We start from the raw sequence: 16,351 nt of genomic DNA, 5'->3' as shown, positions 1-16,351 counted from the left end.
CGGTGACGTCGCCGGCGCGCCATCACCCCCCACCGATCGGCGCCATGGCTCCGATCACTCCTGGTTCAGGAGAGACCTCCATGCGAAAGCGCACATCTCGCCTGCTGACGCTGGCAGCATCCATGCTGCTCGCGGTCACGGGCGCCGTCCTCACGCAGACGCCGGCCAACGCGGCCAACCTGCTCGTGAATCCCGACTTCGAGACCGGAAACCTCTCGCCCTGGTCCTGCACCGGCGGGCTGGGATCGGTGGTCAGTTCCCCGGTCCACGGCGGCAGCAAGGCGCTCGCCGGAGCCGCCAGCGGCTCGGACAACGCCCAGTGCACCCAGACCGTCTCCGTGAAGCCGAACACGGCCTACACCTTGAGCGCCTGGGTCCGCGGCAACTACGTTTACCTCGGCGTGAACGGCGGTGCGTCCACCTGGACCCCGTCTGCCTCGGCCTACACGAAGCTCAGCGTGTCCTTCACCACCGGCGCCAACCAGACCAGCGCCACGATCTTCCTGCACGGCTGGTACGGCCAGGGCACGTACTACGCCGACGACGTCAGCTTCGACGGCCCCGGCGGCTCACCGTCGCCTTCGCCGTCTCCGACGCCCACTCCCAAGCCCACCCCGTCACCTACACCGACGCCCACGCCGACGCCGACGCCGACGCCCACCCCGACCCCCAAGCCCACGCCGACGCCCACCCCGACGCCCACACCGTCACCCGGGGACGTGACATGCGCGGTGAAGGGCAAGCCCAGCGGCAAGGTCACCCAGGGATACTGGGAGAACTGGGACGGCGCGTCCAACGGCGTACACCCGCCGTTCGGCTGGGTGCCGATCAACGACGCCCGCATCAAGCAGCACGGCTACAACGTGATCAACGCGGCGTTCCCGGTCATCCGCTCTGACGGCACCGTCCTGTGGGAAGACGGCATGGACGCCACCGTCAAGGTCTCTACGCCCGCCGAGATGTGCGCGGCCAAGGCCGCGGGCGCGACGATCCTGATGTCCATCGGCGGGGCCACCGCCGGCATCGACCTCAGCTCCAGCACCGTCGCCGACCGTTTCGTCCAGACAGTCGTGCCGATCCTCAAGAAGTACAACTTCGACGGCATCGACATCGACATCGAGACCGGCCTCAGCGGCAGCGGCAACATCAACCAGCTGTCCGCCTCCCAGGCCAACCTCATCCGCATCATCGACGGTGTGCTCGCCCAGATGCCGTCCAACTTCGGGCTGACCATGGCCCCCGAGACGGCGTACGTCACCGGCGGCAGCGTCGTCTACGGCTCGATCTGGGGCGCGTACCTGCCGATCATCAAGAAGTACGTCGACAACGGCCGCCTGTGGTGGCTGAACATGCAGTACTACAACGGAAGCATGTACGGATGCTCCGGCGACTCCTACTCCGCCGGCACAGTCCAGGGATTCGTCGCGCAGACCACCTGCCTGGACAAGGGCCTGGTCATCCAGGGCACCACGATCAGGGTCCCCTATGACAAGCAGGTCCCCGGCCTGCCCGCCCAGCCGGGAGCCGGCGGCGGCTACATGTCGCCCTCGCTGGTGAGCCAGGCCTGGAACAGCTTCAACGGCCAGCTCAAGGGGCTGATGACCTGGTCCATCAACTGGGACGGCTCGAAGGGCTGGACCTTCGGCGACAACGCCAAGGCGCTCCAGGGCCGCTAGGCCGTACCGGAAACCTCTCCAGTAGCACGCGAAGGCCGCTCCCCCTTGCAGGGAGCGGCCTTCGTCGTTGAACACCGGTGCGGGGTCGGTGGATCGGTCAGTCGACGCACGGGATGCCGCCGCCCCTGACGACAGGCCCTCCGATGGCGGCACCGGCCGAGGGTGAGGCCGTCCGAGCGGCCGGGGCGACTTGCAGGCGATTCATTTGTTAAGAAACTTGACAAATGATGTCTCCGATCTCGACTATGGAATGCGCGGATCCGTGTGCTCGTCCAGCAGTTCACTGCTGAAGCATGTCCACCGGCGGCGACGCCGGTGCACCATCACCCCCCGTGATCGGCGCCGCGGGCGTCGATCACCCTGGTGCAGGAGAATTCATGCGACCACGCACACTGCTGCGTGCCGCGACGGCCCTGATCGTCACAGCCGCCGCCGCACTCGGCCTTACCGCGATCCACACCACCACCGCCCAGGCGGCGGCCACCCTGCCCGCGCACGTCTTCGCGCCGTACTTCGAGGCGTGGACCGGCGAGGACCCGGCCACGCTCTCCCAGCAGTCGGGGGCCAAGTACCTGACCATGGCGTTCCTCCAGACCGCGACACGGGGATCGTGTACGGCCTACTGGAACGGCGACAGCAGCATGCCCATCGCCTCCACCACGTTCGGCGATTCCATCACGAGGATCCGGAACGCGGGTGGCGACGTCATCCCGTCCTTCGGCGGATACACGGCCACCAACACCGGCACCGAGATCGCCGACAGCTGCACCAACGTCAACTCGATCGCCGCGGTCTTCCAAAGCGTGATCAACACGTATGGAGTCACCCGGATCGATCTGGACATCGAGGACAACTCGCTGAACAACAGCGCCGGGATCGACCGCCGCAACAAGGCGATCAAGCTGACCCAGGACTGGGCGGCAGCCAACGGCAAGACCATCCAGTTCTCCTACACGCTGCCGACCACGACGCACGGCCTCGCCGACAGCGGCCTGGCCGTACTGCGGAACGCCAAGACCAACAACGCCAAGATCGACGTCGTCAACATCATGACGTTCGACTACTACGACGGCGCCAGCCACAACATGGCGACGGACACCCAGACAGCCGCGACCGGGCTGCACGGCCAGCTCGCGTCGCTCTACCCCGACAAGACATCCGACCAGATCTGGAACATGATCGGCGTCACCGAGATGATCGGCATCGACGACTACGGTCCGGCCGAGACGTTCCGCACCGAGGACGCCGCGCCCGTGCTGAACTGGGCGACCGACAAGGGCATCGCCATGATCTCGTTCTGGGCGCTCCAGCGCGACAACGGCGACTGCCCCGGCACCGGCGGCTCGGACAGCTGCTCGGGCATCGAGCAGAGCACCTGGTTCTTCAGCCAGGCGTTCGCCCCGTTCAGCGGCGACGGCGGGCAACCCCCGGCAGAAGACGACTTCTCGATCGCCGTGTCGCCCGCATCCGGTTCGGTCGATCCCGGTGAGACGACGACCGCGACGGTGAGCACCGCAGTGACCAACGGCGACGCCCAGACCGTCGATCTCACCACAGCCGGGGCTCCCGCCGGGGTGACGGCGACGTTCAGCCCCGCCACGGTCACGGCCGGCGACAGCTCGACGCTGACCGTGGCCACCACCTCGGCGACCCGGCCCGGCACGTATTCGATCACCGTCACCGGCACCGCGCCGGCCGCGACCCACAGTACGACCTTCAAACTGACGATCAACGGGTCGCCCGGCGGCGACACGATCGGCAACCCCGGCTTCGAGTCCGGCGGTCTCAGCCCGTGGGTGTGCCAGAGCGGCAGCACGGTCGTCGGCTCCCCGGCGCACTCCGGCTCGCATGCCCTGCGGGTCGCCCCGACGCTGAGTCAGACCGGGCAGTGCACCCAGTCGGTGACGCTTGAGCCCAACCACAAATACACGCTGAAGGCCTGGGTGCAGGGCAACTTCGCCTTCCTCGGCGTCTCCGGCGGTGCGACCGGGTCCAACTGGACCTCCTCAGGCGGCTGGCAGGAACTGTCCCTGTCCTTCACGACCGGCTCGTCCGGCACAGTGACCGTGTCCATCACCGGCTGGTACGGCCAGGGCGACGTCTACGCCGACGACTTCTCCATCACCTGATCGGCCGTCGCCGGTCAGCCGGTTCCGGCAGCACGCCGCCGGCGTAGAACCTCGATCACGCCTCGTGGAGGACGAGCAGCCGCCCGACCTCCGCGGGGCGCGGCCAGGCCCGGTCCAGGTACCGCGATGATGCCGCCCTCCACGGCTGTACGTACGGGGATGGAAGGCATACGCTTTCAGGACCCCACCAGGTTGACCAGAAAGGGAGGCTGTCATGGGCTCGCTAAGCCCGATGCACTGGATGGTCGTCATCGTGGTGTTTGTACTGCTCTTCGGTGCCAAGAAACTGCCGGACGCCGCGAAGTCCGTCGGACAGTCGCTGCGGATCCTCAAGAAGGAGACCGCCAAACTCGGCGACGATGACGCCGCCGCCGCCGAGGTCCAGCAGATCACCTCCGCCGTTTCGCCGCAGGGCGTCCCCTCGGTCGAGGATCGGTTGCGCGCACTCGAAGAGGAGAACACCCGTCTGAAGGCCGCGGCCGACTCCCACGGACAGCGGAACCGCTGACCGGGACACCGGTCGGCGTCCATCTGAACCTGCACCTGACGTCATCGATTCAGCCGGACGTGAGTACGACGCGTTCGGTCATCTCAGCCGGCTTCTGTCCGGCGATCCCACCGCGGCGAGCCGGGCGGCCCGGGTGGTGAGGTAGTCACGCTCCGGGATGCTCAGCGTGCGGCCCGCCGCCGCGCGATAGTCGTCGGCGGCCGCCCGAGGCGCGCCCGCCATCTCCAGAAGGTGGGCCCGGGCCACGTGGAAACGGTGGTTGCCGGCCAGGCGGCCCCCGGCTTCGAGCACCTTGAGCATGTCGAGCCCGGCCGCGGGGCCGTGCACCATCGCGGCGGCCACGGCGCGGTTGAGCGAGACCACGGGGTTGTCGGACATCCGCTCCAGCAGGCCGTACAGTGCGAGGATCTGCGGCCAGTCGGTCTCGGCCGCCGTCGCCGCCTCGTCGTGCAGCGCGGCGATCGCCGCCTGAAGTTGATAGGGGCCGATCGCGCCCCTGGCCAGCGTCCGCGTGATGATCCCGATCCCCTCGGCGATCGCCGCGCCGTCCCATTCGCTCCGGTCCTGTTCCGCCAGCGGGACCGGGATGCCGTTCCGGTCGGTCCTGGCGAGACGCCGGGCGTCGGTCAGCAGCATCAACGCGAGCAGGCCGGCCACCTCGCAGTCACCGGGGAGCAGCCGGTACGCCATCCTGGTCAGCCTGATCGCCTCCCGGGACAGCTCCACCCGGTGCAGTGCCGGCCCGTCGCTGCTGGCGTAGCCCTCATTGAAGATCAGGTAAAGCACGTGCAGCACCGAGCCGAGCCGCCCGCGCCGCTCCTCCGGCGCCGGCATGCGGAACGGCACGCCGGACGCCTTGATGCGCTGCTTGGCGCGGCTGATCCGCTGCGCCATCGTCGCCTCCGGCACCATGAACGCCTTGGCGATCTCCGCCGTGGTGAGACCGCCGACGGACCGCAGGGTGAGCGCGATCGCCGATGCCGGGGTCAGCGCCGGATGGCAGCACAGGAACAACATGGTCAGCGTGTCGTCCCGGCCCGCCTCGTACGCCTCGTCGACCGGTGGCGCCATCGTCCGCTGATCGATCGGCTCCTGCGCGGCGACGAGATCTTCGCGGCGCCGCCGCGCCTGCTCACTGCGGATCTGCTCGGCCATCCTGCGGTAGGCGACCTGGATGAGCCAGCCCCGCGGATTGCCGGGCACGCCTTCCTCAGGCCACTGGGCGGCGGCGTCCAGCAGCGCTTCCTGCACCGCGTCCTCCGCGGTGTCGAAGTCGCCGAACCGCCGGGTGAGCACGCCGACGACCTGCGGCGCCAACTCGCGCAGCAGGTCGTCGATGGCCGGTGCTTCCGGGATCACAGCTCAGCCGGCGGGGCCGACATCACCTGGCGCACCTCGATCGGCATGTTCAGCGGCCTGCCGCCGGGGCCGGGTGCGGCCGAGACGTACGCCGCGAGCTCCACCGCCCGCTCCTGGCTCTCGACATCGACGATCCAGTAACCGACCAGGAACTCCTTCGTCTCCGGGTACGGGCCATCCGTGACGACGGGGGAGCCGACCCCGTCGGCCCGCACGATCCTGGCCTGGTCCGGCATCGCCAGCCCCTGCGCGTCCACGAGTTCCCCGGCGTCGACGAACTTCTTGTCCACGTCGCGCATGAACTGGATGTGGGCCTTGACGTCCTCCTGCGGCCAGGTCTCGATCGGCGGCAGGCCGGTCTGCTCGCTGAACTGCATCAGCAACATGTACTTCATGAGATCGTCTCCCTGTCCGTGCGGGGCCTCTCCGAGGCTCTCACCCGTAGGTCGAAGCACACCCCGGCTTCCTCTACATCCTCTGCGGAATCAGGCCGAGAAAATTTCCCGGCCGTGATCGGGTGGGTATCGCCACGGCCCGCACCGGAAGCCCCCGCTTGGGGCCGTACGACGTGGTCCAGGGCGCCCTGCGGCGGGGGGGGGTTGGCAAAATTGCCAAAAACAGCGAGTTGCCAACGATTGGCAACTCGCCAGATCTGGCAACTTTGCTCGCGTCCGCGACCGTGCCCGTGACATGCTGGAGCCATGAGCGGCACCAACGGGGGGGAGCCTGCCGAGGACGCGGCCCGACTTCTGCGTCGAGGGATCGACGAACTACGCGATCTGCTGGGCGAACAGTGGAGCGTGCAGGTGGAGGAGGCGCCCGGCCAGGCTGGAGACCTGGGATATGACGCGCTGATCGGGATCGAAGGACCGGACTCTCATGGGAGTGCCCTGATGGCGGCCGTCCCGGATCCGACGCCTGCTCGTCTGGAACGAGAACTGCTGCCGCGGGTCTCCCTGATACGTCGCTTCCGTCCGGACGCCGCCGCCGTGGTCGTCGCTCCGTGGATCAGTCCGCGCGCTCGTGAAATGTTGTCCGGCTGGGGCTGCGGCTACATCGACTTGACGGGAAATATCTCATTCCGGATGAATCGGCCCGCTGTGATGATTCAGGCTCAGGGCGCCACACGTGACCCGCGGCCGCGCGCCATCGGTCAGAAAAGAGGACTGAGCGGTGCTCGAGCCGGCCGCCTGGTCCGAGCCTTGGTCGACGTACAACCTCCCTACCGAGCCGGCGAACTGACCGAGGCCACCGGCTTGAGCCCTGCTTACGTTTCCCGACTGCTGGACGTCCTGCAGGAGGAAGGTCTGATCCGTCGCCGAGGCAGGGGAGTCGTCAACGTTGATTGGGAGGCCTTGGTACGGCTGCGTGCCTCTGAGACCACATTACTCAAGTCTGGTCGCTTTTCTGGTTTTCTGGCATCGAATGGGACGGATCGATTTCTCGACTGGTTGCGCGGGCAATGCGAACTGCACGCTGAACTTGCTGTTACCGGGCCACTTGCAGCGTTGCAACTGGCGCCAGTGACCATCGGCGGCCAGGTGATGCTCTACGCCTCCGCGAATGTCGCGACCAACATCGCGAACAGCCGCGATCTTTTTTCCGTAGCTCAAGGGGCGGATGTCCTGCTACTTCAACCTCCCGATATGGCAGTATTCGTCGGGCGTCGCGGCGTCGATGGGTTGCCACACGTAGCGTTGAGTCAACTCGCGTTGGATTGTCTTTCGGGCCCGGGCCGATTGCCGCACACCGGGGAGGCGGTTCTCGACCACATGCGCAGCCATGAGAAAACGTGGCGCCTGCCGAACCTTAATGCCCTAGAGTGACCCAGGTCACAGCCGTAGCCCATGCATGAAGTGGGCTAGGTCGCGCTATCGACTCTGAGGACCCCTTTATGCCACGCACCCCTGAAGGCGTTAATCCTGCCGAGGTGACAACAGTCGCCCGCCGGGTGCTCCTGGATGCACTACAAGCACTTCGCGATCACGCCCGGGCGATCGTACTGGTGGGGGCACAGGCGGTTCACCTACGCAGTGCTGATGTAATTCTGGCGAGCTCCCCGTACACCAGCGATGCCGACCTGAGCATAAATCCCGTGCTCTTACCCGATGAGCCCTTACTGGACGAGGCCATGCGAGGGGCTGGTTTCACTCTGTCCATTCCGAACCAGCCCGGACTGTGGACTCGGATGGAGAAGATAGGCGATCAGAACCATCCGGTTGAGGTCGATCTTCTCGTCCCCAAGACGCTCGCCCCTCGCATCGGCAAGCGCAGTGCCCATCTCCCGCCTCATCCCAAGATGGCCGCCCGCCATGTATCCGGCCTGGAAGCCACCCTCTTCGATCACTCGCCGCTACGGGTGCCGAGTTTGGAACCCTACGTCGATCACCGTGTACTCACCGTCAACGTTGCGGGTCCGGCCGCACTCCTGATCGCCAAGACGTTCAAGATGACCGGCTCCACGACGCCGACACGCGCCCGGGCCGTCTGAACGACAAGGACGCCGGGGACGTCTTGCGTCTGATGATGGCAGCGGCCGAGGACCTACGCTCCGTCTTCGACAAGCTCCTTCAGGAAGAGCGAATTCATGATGTGGTGGCCGAAGGATGCCGGCTGCTGCGCGGCCAGTTCGGGTTTCCTCGCGCTCCTGGTGTCGAGATGGCTGCACGTGCCTTGGCCGGCGACCTTGATGAACGTCGGGTTCGCCTGTTCGCGCCCGCTTTCGTCGAGGCTCAGATCCCTTAGCGCCCAACGGAGCCAGGCTTGCTGTGATGAGCGGACGGAGGGATTGGCAAAGTTGCCAAAATCAGCGGGTTGCCAGCGATTGGCAACCCGCCAGATCTGGCAACGTCACCGAGTCATCCTGGGAGGGGGAACGTCAGGCGGGGGCCGCGTACTTCTGGAGGGTCTTCTCCAACTGCCGTACGACCGGGCTCCACGTGCGGGGCAACGTGTAGCGGCTGGCGCGGTGCCCGTGGTAGGCGAGCGTGTACTTGATGAAATCCGCTCCCTGCGGCTGCTTCTCGGAGCAGCCCACGCGCAGATGCTTCAGGTAGCCACGGAGCTTGCGCATCTCCCCGCGGGTCAGGCACTTGTTCACCGGGGGTGCCTGACGGCGGCTGAACCGCGCACATCCGTTGGTGTACACGGTCACGCGGTCGTCGATGCCGGCGAAGCCCCCCGTCTCGCGGAGCTGCACCAGCACCTTCTTGTGCCCGTTCGCCTGCGCACTCGTCTGTACGCTCGTCTGTGCGCTCTCCTGAGCGCTCGCGGCATGCGTCGGCAGTGCCGTACCGCCGCTCACGACCAAGATGAGTGCCACCGACGGCACGATTCGCGAAATCCTCATGCCCCTATTACGGATGCCGGCGACGAACGGCTCACAATGATCTCCGCCGACGCGTCCGCATACGTCAGCCGCACCCGCATCGCCCGGACCTTCACCTAGTGATAGTCAGTCGGCAGCAGGGTGCCGAGGGGCCCGAGATCCAGGTTGAGATCGCTGAGGGACAGCCCGAAGCGGTCGCACAGCTCGGTCATCGCCCCCTCCAGGCGCATCAGCGTCAGGCCGAGCGTCTCGATCTGCTCGTCGGACAGGTCGCCCTGGTCCATCCGCCTGATGCACTGGCGCTCGACGAGCTGCCGGAGGAGCTCCACCAGCGTGAGGACCAGGCGGCTCAGGTCACGCTCGACCGCCTCCGGGTCGGTGTTGAGCCGCCACTGGGTCGTCGGCTCCCGTTCGCCGTCCCACCGGTCGTCGTAGCGGTCGTCCCACCGGCTGTCACAGCGGTCGTCATCGATACGGCTCATGCTCCCGCTCCTCGTATCCGCCGACGACATCGGCCTCCCGTACGGACGCGATCAGTGCACGCAGGGAGATCCGTACGAGATCGATGTCCGCGATGGACAGGACCAGGTCGCCCGCGACCACGACACCGCCCGACAGCAGCCGGTCGAGCAGGTCGACCAGCGCCACACGTTCGGGCGGCAGGCGTCCCTCGGCCGCCAACGCCGCTCCCCTGCCGCTTTCGATCGTCATGGCGATGCCTCCGTGGGCGCCTCCGTGGTCGCCCCAATAGACGTGTCCGTGAAGGAGTAGGGCGCCCAGGGCCCGGTGAGCTCCACGATGAACCCCTGCTCCCGGAAGGGGGCCGGCACGGCGGCGAACTCCTCCTCCCGGTCCGCGTCCACCAGGTAGGCGCCGTTGAGCACCATCCAGTCGGTCCTGCCGGACAGGCGCGGGTCCTGCGGGCGGTGGCGGCGTCCGGCCACCGCGACGGTCTCCAGCGCGGCGTGCAGCCGCTCGGCCCGTTCGGCCGCCGCCCGCCACAGGTCCTGCCGACTGTGCAGCGACGCCTTGCGCCGCCGGAGATAGGCGGTGCCCGGACTGCCGCCGGATTCACTGCCTGAGCCGGCGACCGAGCCACCACCCGGGCCTGGTTCGCCGCTGCTCCCGCCGGGCTCGGACGCCGCGGTGGCGGGGTTCACATAGGCTTTGACGCCCCATTCCCGGCGCCCGGCGACCCACGACAGCACGGCGGTGAAGTCATCGTGCCGGCGGTCGAGCAGGTCACGCACCTGCGCCTCGCCGTGGTACACGGTGACCAGTCGCACCGGCGCCGTCGGCACGTCGTCCGCGAGGGTCTCCACCACGTGGTGGTGGGCTCGGGCCACCCCTTCGACCCAGTCCAGGTCCTCCAGGTGGCGGCGCAGCGGCTCCTCGCCGAACCTGTCCAGCGGCACCCGGCTGACGTGGGCGAGCAACCCCCGGTGTCCGATCACCTGGACAGGTTCGCCGAGAATGCCGGTGAGCCCTTCCCGCCGGCCGTCCTCGCCCGGATCACCCGTCACCGCGTACAGGTAGACGCCCTGACCGCCGTGATCGCCGTGATCGCCCTGCTCACTCACCATGCCGCTCCGTTCCGCGCGGTCGGCCCGCCTCACCTGTTCTCTCTGTCTGTTCTGGTGCCAGATGCTCCGAATCCGGGGATCTCGGCAGGGAGGAATGCTGTTCGACGGCGGCGAGGCGGTCGCGCAGCCGCCGGTTCTCCTCCAGCAGCTCACGGTTCTTCCCGGTGAGCCAGGGATCGTGCTCCCACCAGTCGATGCCGAGCTCACGCGCCGTGTCCACCGACGCGATCACCAGCCGCAGCTTGATCGTCAACAGTTCGATGTCCAGCAGGTTCACCCGGATATCACCGGCGATCACGATGCCCCGATCCAGGACCCGCTCCAGAATGTCGCCCAGGTTGGCGGACCCCCGCGCGGCGGGCGCGGCGGGCATATAGGAGTCCCGCAGGACCGGGCGGGCGCGCGGATCGCTCATCGTGGCAGGCCCTCGACGCAGTCTCCGGTGCCCCGCCGGTAGCGCCGGGTCCGGCGGTACGCCAGAAGGTCCCCCGTGTCGTCCATCTCCGCCTCATAGATGGCGAGGATGTCGCCGGACGACGGGATCCGGTGGTCCTCGATCACCTCCACGCCCACCACCCAGCCGTGCTCGATCGGCTCCACCAGCGTGACGCCCTCCGGGACCTTCCCGGTCAGGTCGGCTATGTAGCGCGCACCGGCCCGCCCGGCCGTCGCCGCGTTGAGTGCACGGGCACGCCGCCGGTCGACCTGCTCGTCGCCCTCCTCGGTCACCACCCCCGAGGCGGCGCCGCGCCCGTACGGCTCGGCCTCGTCTTCGTAGCGGAATCGTCGGCTGGGAGGCATAGGATCACCCTCTCCGCGGGCCGGTGGCCATCAGCCGGAGCACCTCTTCCACGGCACGCGCCTCCTCCTCTTCGGAAATCTCGCCCGCGCGTCTGGCCTCCTCGATCGCCTCCAGGCGTCGCCGCACCGCCGCCGGGTCACGCAGTTCGCGCTCGACCTGTTCCTGGATCAGCTCGCCGAGCCGGACCACGGCGTGGACGGGGGCGAGCGGCCAGCCGAAAAGCAAGCCGAAGAGTCCCACCTGTCCTCCTCCTTCGCACGCTTGGATCGTCTTCTGCGCCTCATCCCGTGGCGCCTCATCTCGGGGTTGCCTCATCCCGTGGTGACGAAGTCGTACAGCGCCATGGGACCGAGCACGCGCACCTCGACGAGGTCCGACCAGTCACGGCGCAGTTCGTCCAGCGTGCGCTCGACGTCGGGGACGCGGTCGGTCTCCACCAGGAACGCGACGTGGGCGGCGTCTCGCTCGTGCGTCGGCTCCCGGATGTTGGCGGCCGCCGTACAGGAGGCGAAGTGATCGACCAGCCGCTGGGTGTCGGCCTCCCGCTTGACCTCGATCGCCTGAGTGATCACCTCCCCGAGCCGGATGCGCTCGGGGCGGGTGGCGTCCTCCGGCAGGTCGCGGATCCGGTCGCGCAGCCGTCTGGCCTCGACGTTCTCGGCCAGCACCGCCATCAGGATCGGGCGTTCCGCGTAACGGGCCTTGACGACGTACTGCACGCGGCCCTCGATCTGCTGGAGGGCGGTGGCGAACTGGTCGTGATGCGGGGTGAGCAGTTCCTCGACGACCGCGTCGGGAGTCGTCAGCACGGCGCCGAAGCGAAGCGGCAGCACGGGCACCTCGGTGGCGGCGGCGTCCAGGAGCTCTTCGTGGGCCACGAGGTCCTGCGCCCGGCCAAGGGGGCGGTTCACGTCCACGTCGCTGATCAGTGCGGCGATCTCACCGTGCCGTACGATCTTGACCCGGTTGGGCGGGTCTCCGACGCCGACGGCGTCCGGGCTGATCTCGACGTCCTCGGGCACGATGCCGTAGACGTAGCACGCGAGGTTGTGCGGGGAGGCCGCGGGCCGGTCGGCGGCACGGGCGGTCGCGGATGCGGTCGCTTGGGGCGCGCCGCTTCGGGACTCGGCGGTTCGGGACTCGGCGCCTCGGGACTCGGCGACTCGAGGCTCGGTGGCTCGGGACGCCGCTCCCGATGACGCCCTGGCCCGGCCCGACATGTGGCCTGACGTCTCGGTGTGGCCCGACATCTCAGCTCCCCTCCCGTCGGCGGCGCGGACGAGGCGCCGGTTGGCCCTGCTCCGTGTGCCCGGAGACGAAGTCCTGCAGTCTTTCTCCGGCCGCCTCGAGCACGCCCTTGGCGACTCCCTTCGACTTGCCCCGCGCCACCCCCTCGGTCATGCCGCTCAGGAATTCCGGCAGGGTGTCCTGCGTCTGCGAGAGATCCAGCCGGTTCACGGCCTCCGCGAATCGAAGGTAGGTGTCCACGCTCGCGACGACGATGCGTGCGTCGATGGTCAGGATCTCGATGCCCACGAGCGATACCCGGACGTAGGCGTCGATGACGAGGCCCTTGTCCAGAATCGTGTCGATGACGTCTGCCAGGCCGGACCCGGATGGTCGACCGGGTAGGCCGCCGCCTCCGGACGGAACGGCTACGGTCATGCGTTCCTCCTCCTCGCTCTCGTCTCCGCCATCGGCCGGCGGAGCCGTACCGGCCGTTCCATGGGTTCGCCGGCCCGGCGGGAACCATCGGCCGGGACGCCGGCGTACTCACGGGCCTCTCGTGTGCCGCGTGTTTTCGCCACCTCCTCCGCTTCGGCCTCGGCTCCCGGCTCGGCGGGTCCGCGGCGCCTCCTTCCGCCCTCCGGGACCTCGCGCCCCTCGAGCTCCCGCTCTTCGCGCAGCGCGGTCTCGTGGTCCTTGACCACCCGGCTCTCGTGGATCTCGCCCCGCCAGCCCTCGATCTCCTCGGGGTGCAACAGGGACTGCGTCATGACATGCCGCCTGAAGTGCTTGAACTCCAGCCGGGCCCGGCGGCCCTGGGCACGCCACAGATTCCCGATGCCCTCGAACAGCCCCTGGCGGTGATATTCCAGGACCAGCAGGACGCGGGTCATGCCGGGCGAGAGCTCGTGGAAGGTCACCGCGCCGTCCACGTACCCCTTCGGCCCCTTGGAACGCCAGATGATCCGGCTGTCGGGGACCTGCTCGGTGATCGTGGACTCCCACGTGCGGTGCGACCACCAGATCTGGGCCTTCCAGCCCAGCTTCTCGTCGGACTTCTGCTCGACCGATTCGACCTTCTTCATGAAGGACGGGAAATCTTCGAAGCGGGTCCACTGGTCGTAGACCAATCGCAGTGGAGCGCCGATGTCGAGTGCCTCAACGATGTTGATGACCTTCAGCTTCTTGCCCTTGCCGCCTTTGCCCGTGCCGCCGCCGAAGAGACCTTTGATCTTCTCCTTGGCGTACGCACCGAGCGCAGCCCGTATGGGGTGGCTCCCACCACCACCGCCCTCGCCGGTGAGCGCCTGGGCCACCGCGGCGATCAGCCCCGTCCCACGGCCCGTAACCGCGCCGAACAGGCCGGTCTCGCCGTCCACGCCGTGCTCGACGTAGTCGGTCAGCCGGCCCGCCATTCCGTCGATCTTGTCGGTCACCGACGAGAGCGCCCGTTCCGCCACCGCCGTCGCCAGGTTCCGCACCTCCTGGCCTAGCCTGCGCGCCGGCAACTCATGAACCGCCGTCTTACCCGCGGTCGTCTTACCCGCGGTTGTCTCCCTCACCTGCTCGGACATCGCGCTCACCTCCGACGGAAGACCGGCCGCGACGGGCGCTGGATGCGCGGCTTCGGCCGTTCCTCGGCTTCGAACTCCTCAGGCTCCTCCTCTTCGTACGGCTCCTCCTCGAAGCCCTCCTCTTCCGCGTAGTCCTCTTCTTCGGGCTCGGCGGCCTCCGGAGCGGGCCGGCGGGTGGGGACCTTGGGGCGCCGGAGGGCCTCGGCGCGCTCGTGCAGCTTGTCGCTCAGTGAGTCGATCTGCTTGCTGGTCGCGGCCGCCACCGCGGCCTTGCCGATGTCCAGCAGATCGCCGCGGACCCGCTCGCTGATCTTGCCGAGCTCGGGAGAGGCGCCGCCGAGGATCTTGGTGCCCTGTTGGAGGAGACCGCCTCCGGCCCCCTCCCCCCGAAGGCGGTTCGCCAGGATGGCCAGCGCGAGTATGGCCACCAAGCCCAGCTTGTGGCGCCGCCCGAGGTAATAGCCCGCGAGGACGGCCAGGGCCACCTTCAGTCCGTCTTTCATGAGCGCGCCTCCTCATGGGCATCGCCGCTGGCCTGCCGTACGTGATCCCGGACAAACCGGATGCATGCCCTAGAAGGTGAGATAGAAACGCAAATCTGCACATAACGGACCGCTCGCCGACCAAGTCGTGTTCTCGCACAAGGAGGCGGCGATCGGGCAGCGTTATGCCCTCACGGCTGTTGACTTACCTACAACCATTAGGGTTTCCTACTTATATGAGGGAAGACCGGAGGCTGCGGAGGCGGAACGACACCGTGCGGGAGGTCCTCGACACCGCTATCGAGGTCATGGCGGAAGAGGGCGTCGCCGCGCTCAGCCTCTCGGAGGTCGCACGGCGGATGGGAATGCGCCCGCCGTCGCTCTACCAGTATTTCCCTTCCAAAATGGCCATCTACGACGCACTGTTCGAGCGCGGGATGCGCCAGATGGGCGAAGTCCTGAAGCCGCACCTCTCCGGGCTTGCCGAGGACCCGCGCAGCGCCATCGCCGCCGGCCAGACCGCCATGATCTCTTGGGTGATGGCCAACCCGGTGCTCGCACAGCTCCTTTACTGGCGACCGGTTCCGGGGTTCGAGCCCTCCCCAAACGCGTTCGAACCCGCCGTTCAGCAGCTGGAATCCCTGCGAAACGCATTGCAGGCGGCCGTGGACGCCGGCCAGCTGGCACCCGACGCGGTGAGCGAAGAGGGGGTCGCGCTCTTCACGGTGCTGTTCTCCGGCGTGATCAGCCAGCAGCTCTCCAATGAACCGTCCACATCCGCCGACAAGGGACGTTTCACCCGGCTGACACCGACCGCGCTGGACATGTTCTTCCGCTACTACACCCCCACAGGAGGTCAGGACAGATGATTGATTCCTTCGCGCACGCCATGCGCGTGCAGCGGACCGATCGCGACCAGGCAGTGGCGATCTCCGAGGCCGAAGGCCACGCGGCCCTCGCGCTGCTCGGAAAATTTCGCGACGGTGACTGGCGACGTCCCACGGACTGCGTCGGATGGGACGTGCGCACCCTGGTCTCGCACCTCGTCGCGCAGTGTGAGGACAACATAAGTCTCCGCATGATGATGCGACGGCACATCGTGGGACGGCGGCGCTACCCCGAAAAGATCGCCTTGGACGGACACACGGCGGTGCAGATCGACGACCACGCCACGGAAACCGGACCGGCGCTCGTCGAAAACTTCGCGTCGCTGTGGCCGCGTGCCACCCGCGCCCGCCGGTGGACGCCCGGCCCGATGCGCCGCGTCGCCGTCGACACCGGCATGCCGGGGGTGCCCAAACTGCCGATCGGCTACCTCCTTGATGTCATCTACCCCCGCGACCTGTGGATGCACCGTGTCGACCTGGCCCGGGCGACGGGGCAGACGGTCACCCTTGGAGAACATGACCGGCAGATCATCGAGCAGGTCATCCGTGATCTGGCCCTGGCCTGGTCGGCCGCGCCGGTCGCACTTGAGCTCACCGGTGTGGCGGGCGGCTCATGGCTGGTCGGCTCCGGCGACCCGGTGGCGGTCGTCCGGGCGGACGCCGTGGCATACATGAGGGCCCTGTCCGGCCGCGACGACGACGTGGCGCTCGAACTCGTGTCCGGCGCGGAGGATGCCATCGCGCTTGTCCGCAACGCCAGGGTCGTCTTCTGACCTCAGGAAATCTGTGAGCCGTC

The 16,351-nt window shown here is 68.0% G+C and carries 21 protein-coding genes; 8 read left to right on the top strand and 13 right to left on the bottom strand.

Going from position 1 to position 16,351, the window contains the following annotated elements:
* The first annotated feature begins 80 nt into the window (after window positions 1–80).
* The 3 genes from ACFHYQ_RS05955 to tatA all read left to right on the top strand — a co-directional run bounded on the left by ACFHYQ_RS05955 (window position 81) and on the right by tatA (window position 4,313).
* A complete protein-coding gene (locus ACFHYQ_RS05955) occupies window positions 81–1,676 on the top strand; it encodes a carbohydrate binding domain-containing protein (RefSeq protein ID WP_394300057.1) in 1,596 nt (531 codons plus the stop codon).
* Between the two features lie 377 nt (window positions 1,677–2,053).
* Window positions 2,054–3,805 (top strand): glycosyl hydrolase family 18 protein, encoded by a 1,752-nt coding sequence (locus ACFHYQ_RS05950; RefSeq protein ID WP_394300056.1) that lies wholly within the window; start codon window positions 2,054–2,056, stop codon window positions 3,803–3,805.
* Window positions 3,806–4,019: 214 nt separating this feature from the next.
* Window positions 4,020–4,313, top strand: coding sequence for a Sec-independent protein translocase subunit TatA (gene tatA / locus ACFHYQ_RS05945; protein WP_394300055.1), 294 nt, complete (start codon window positions 4,020–4,022; stop codon window positions 4,311–4,313).
* A 78-nt stretch (window positions 4,314–4,391) separates the two neighbouring features.
* Here tatA and ACFHYQ_RS05940 read toward each other — a convergent pair whose 3' ends face one another.
* Together ACFHYQ_RS05940 and ACFHYQ_RS05935 are read right to left on the bottom strand one after the other, a co-directional pair.
* Entirely contained in the window at window positions 4,392–5,672 is a 1,281-nt protein-coding gene (locus ACFHYQ_RS05940) for an RNA polymerase sigma factor (protein WP_446746291.1), read from the bottom strand.
* Window positions 5,669–6,067, bottom strand: a complete 399-nt coding sequence (locus tag ACFHYQ_RS05935) for a YciI family protein (protein WP_394300054.1) — start codon at window positions 6,065–6,067, stop codon at window positions 5,669–5,671. The genes ACFHYQ_RS05940 and ACFHYQ_RS05935 overlap by 4 nt, the downstream gene beginning before the upstream one ends.
* Window positions 6,068–6,373: 306 nt before the next feature.
* On the opposite strand from ACFHYQ_RS05935, the gene ACFHYQ_RS05930 reads away from it, so the two are divergent.
* From ACFHYQ_RS05930 to ACFHYQ_RS05920, 3 genes are all read left to right on the top strand, one after another.
* The gene (locus ACFHYQ_RS05930) at window positions 6,374–7,498 is read left to right on the top strand and encodes a MarR family transcriptional regulator (protein ID WP_394300053.1); all 1,125 of its coding nucleotides are present in this window, start codon (window positions 6,374–6,376) and stop codon (window positions 7,496–7,498) included.
* A gap of 104 nt (window positions 7,499–7,602) precedes the next feature.
* Window positions 7,603–8,163, top strand: a complete 561-nt coding sequence (locus tag ACFHYQ_RS05925; protein ID WP_394300052.1) for a hypothetical protein — start codon at window positions 7,603–7,605, stop codon at window positions 8,161–8,163.
* 23 nt (window positions 8,164–8,186) lie between these two features.
* A complete protein-coding gene (locus ACFHYQ_RS05920) occupies window positions 8,187–8,417 on the top strand; it encodes a hypothetical protein (protein WP_394300051.1) in 231 nt (76 codons plus the stop codon).
* A 133-nt stretch (window positions 8,418–8,550) separates the two neighbouring features.
* Here the strand turns inward: ACFHYQ_RS05920 and ACFHYQ_RS05915 are convergent, their stop codons facing one another.
* The 11 genes from ACFHYQ_RS05915 to ACFHYQ_RS05865 all read right to left on the bottom strand — a co-directional run bounded on the left by ACFHYQ_RS05915 (window position 8,551) and on the right by ACFHYQ_RS05865 (window position 14,689).
* Window positions 8,551–8,994: a hypothetical protein gene (locus ACFHYQ_RS05915; protein ID WP_394300050.1), complete on the bottom strand. Its 444-nt coding sequence runs from the start codon at window positions 8,992–8,994 to the stop codon at window positions 8,551–8,553.
* A 122-nt stretch (window positions 8,995–9,116) separates the two neighbouring features.
* On the bottom strand, window positions 9,117–9,482 hold the full coding sequence (locus ACFHYQ_RS05910; RefSeq protein ID WP_394300049.1) for a gas vesicle protein K: 366 nt from the start codon (window positions 9,480–9,482) through the stop codon (window positions 9,117–9,119).
* Entirely contained in the window at window positions 9,466–9,711 is a 246-nt protein-coding gene (locus ACFHYQ_RS05905) for a gas vesicle protein (protein ID WP_394300048.1), read from the bottom strand. The genes ACFHYQ_RS05910 and ACFHYQ_RS05905 overlap by 17 nt, the downstream gene beginning before the upstream one ends.
* On the bottom strand, window positions 9,708–10,583 hold the full coding sequence (locus ACFHYQ_RS05900) for a GvpL/GvpF family gas vesicle protein (RefSeq protein WP_394300047.1): 876 nt from the start codon (window positions 10,581–10,583) through the stop codon (window positions 9,708–9,710). The genes ACFHYQ_RS05905 and ACFHYQ_RS05900 overlap by 4 nt, the downstream gene beginning before the upstream one ends.
* Entirely contained in the window at window positions 10,573–10,998 is a 426-nt protein-coding gene (locus ACFHYQ_RS05895) for a gas vesicle protein (RefSeq protein WP_394300046.1), read from the bottom strand. Before ACFHYQ_RS05895 ends, ACFHYQ_RS05900 begins: the two co-directional genes overlap by 11 nt.
* Entirely contained in the window at window positions 10,995–11,384 is a 390-nt protein-coding gene (gene gvpO / locus ACFHYQ_RS05890) for a gas vesicle protein GvpO (protein ID WP_394300045.1), read from the bottom strand. The genes ACFHYQ_RS05895 and gvpO overlap by 4 nt, the downstream gene beginning before the upstream one ends.
* Before the next feature lie 4 nt (window positions 11,385–11,388).
* Entirely contained in the window at window positions 11,389–11,625 is a 237-nt protein-coding gene (locus ACFHYQ_RS05885) for a gas vesicle protein GvpG (RefSeq protein WP_394300044.1), read from the bottom strand.
* 71 nt (window positions 11,626–11,696) lie between these two features.
* Entirely contained in the window at window positions 11,697–12,635 is a 939-nt protein-coding gene (locus ACFHYQ_RS05880) for a GvpL/GvpF family gas vesicle protein (RefSeq protein ID WP_394300043.1), read from the bottom strand.
* A 1-nt stretch (window position 12,636) separates the two neighbouring features.
* A complete protein-coding gene (gene gvpJ / locus ACFHYQ_RS05875) occupies window positions 12,637–13,050 on the bottom strand; it encodes a gas vesicle protein GvpJ (RefSeq protein WP_394300042.1) in 414 nt (137 codons plus the stop codon).
* Window positions 13,047–14,186 (bottom strand): SRPBCC family protein, encoded by a 1,140-nt coding sequence (locus tag ACFHYQ_RS05870; RefSeq protein ID WP_394300041.1) that lies wholly within the window; start codon window positions 14,184–14,186, stop codon window positions 13,047–13,049. Before ACFHYQ_RS05870 ends, gvpJ begins: the two co-directional genes overlap by 4 nt.
* A gap of 5 nt (window positions 14,187–14,191) precedes the next feature.
* Window positions 14,192–14,689, bottom strand: coding sequence for a hypothetical protein (locus ACFHYQ_RS05865; RefSeq protein WP_394300040.1), 498 nt, complete (start codon window positions 14,687–14,689; stop codon window positions 14,192–14,194).
* 254 nt (window positions 14,690–14,943) lie between these two features.
* Here ACFHYQ_RS05865 and ACFHYQ_RS05860 point away from each other — a divergent pair, with 254 nt between their 5' ends.
* Together ACFHYQ_RS05860 and ACFHYQ_RS05855 are read left to right on the top strand one after the other, a co-directional pair.
* Entirely contained in the window at window positions 14,944–15,537 is a 594-nt protein-coding gene (locus ACFHYQ_RS05860) for a TetR/AcrR family transcriptional regulator (RefSeq protein WP_394300039.1), read from the top strand.
* Window positions 15,534–16,328 (top strand): maleylpyruvate isomerase family mycothiol-dependent enzyme, encoded by a 795-nt coding sequence (locus tag ACFHYQ_RS05855; RefSeq protein WP_394300038.1) that lies wholly within the window; start codon window positions 15,534–15,536, stop codon window positions 16,326–16,328. Before ACFHYQ_RS05860 ends, ACFHYQ_RS05855 begins: the two co-directional genes overlap by 4 nt.
* Window positions 16,329–16,351 lie beyond the last annotated feature (23 nt).

Origin of the sequence: Sphaerimonospora cavernae (assembly GCF_042435035.1) — a bacterium.
Taxonomy (GTDB): Bacteria; Actinomycetota; Actinomycetes; order Streptosporangiales; family Streptosporangiaceae; genus Sphaerimonospora; species Sphaerimonospora cavernae.
This window is presented reverse-complemented; position numbering and strand designations above follow the sequence as displayed.